At 32.4% G+C, this 1,412-nt stretch carries 1 protein-coding gene and 1 pseudogene; both read right to left on the minus strand.

The features are described 5' to 3' along the window. Positions 1–21 precede the first annotated feature (21 nt). Complete coding sequence (locus ACIR131C_RS27260; protein ID WP_081677137.1) at positions 22–201, minus strand: C4-dicarboxylate ABC transporter; 180 nt, start codon at positions 199–201, stop codon at positions 22–24. Positions 202–333: 132 nt separating this feature from the next. Beyond that, positions 334–1,324: pseudogene (locus tag ACIR131C_RS27265) on the minus strand (IS1634 family transposase). Positions 1,325–1,412 lie beyond the last annotated feature (88 nt).

The following is a 1,412-nucleotide window of genomic DNA, read 5'->3' on the forward strand; positions in this document are numbered from 1 at the left end:
CACATTCCGCACCCCAAACTGTCACTGGGGTAAATTACGTAGAGAAAAAATTAAAGGGAGCATGAAAACAAACATATAAAGTGAAAAAAGGCATTTGAGAAACAGTAAATCGCCAAAAACGTCATCAAAACCTATTCTCAATAAAAAACAATAAGAATGCACACCACCTGGAGAGGACAACAAATAAATAAAATAAGAGATTCAAAAGACAAATCATAAGTTAGCCTAATCAATTAAAGTAAAAAACGAAATTATAGACATAGTAAAATAGAGCTATAAATCAAAGAAATTAGCTCATCTTTACAAGAGAAATTAAATTGATAGAGATAATAATTAGGTGACTAATTGATAGTAACGTAAACAATCATCTGGTAAAAGACTCAAGATAAAATCTCTGTCCTTATTCCAATTAGAAATATGTTCTTCCTGATTGAGTATAACCAAATGAATACACTGAAAGCATTGAAAAATCCAGCGCAAAGTAGGGCGGTCTGTTGCTTTACCTAATTGATTTTTAATTGTTGATTTAGAATTGAAGAGAGCATTTCTAATTTGACGTTGCGCCAAAGTATAAACTAGTAAACATAAACCCATAATCATTCCCAGAGACTCTATTCTTTCAGGACTTTTGAGGAAAATACTGTCGGCAAAAAATAATGGGTCTTTGAGAAAAGCAAACCCCCGTTCACATGATTGTTGAGCTTTATATTCACTTAGCATAGAATCATTACTTAGTTCCTTTGAATCTCAAACGTTCGTAGCAATAATAAAACGCCCTGCACTCAGCATTTCCGTAATTGATGGTTATTTCTTTTGGTGATTTTACTGCTATTTCTTCTAATTCTTGGTTATTTCCTATTTCTTGACTCTCAAATATTACTTCTGGTAAGCTAGTGTTATACTGCCCATGTAGGTGCATTGATGATGAGTCTAGATGTGATGTTGATAGTGATACCCCAAATTTTTGGGCGGCTTTTAAGGCGATGATAAAAAATATTGTATCTAATCCTTTGATAAATAGTTTATCCATGACTCTGCCTAGTTTGTCGTCGTTGAGATATTCTGGTTTTACTCCTGTTCCTATTAGATGTTCACAAGCGATAGTTTCAAAATATTTAGGAAACATATATAACGGTTTGGAGACAAATCCTAACCCGTTTATTATCATGGCTTTTACTACTTGACCTGCATTTACTTTTTCGTCTTTTTCGACTCCTATTAATTCATTTATTATTTCTACTATTCCGATTGAATCTATGATTCCTGCTACTATCCCTAGATGGTCTATGTTCTGAATTTCTATTTCTTGGGGTTTTAATTTCACAACAGTTTCCTCTACTTGTTTATTATGATTCTCTCATTTCTTGCTTTCTGAATAATAAATTTTTTAATCATCTTGAATTTTCTTTTTC

This window comes from Dolichospermum circinale AWQC131C, assembly GCF_000426905.1.
Lineage (GTDB): Bacteria > Cyanobacteriota > Cyanobacteriia > Cyanobacteriales > Nostocaceae > Dolichospermum > Dolichospermum circinale.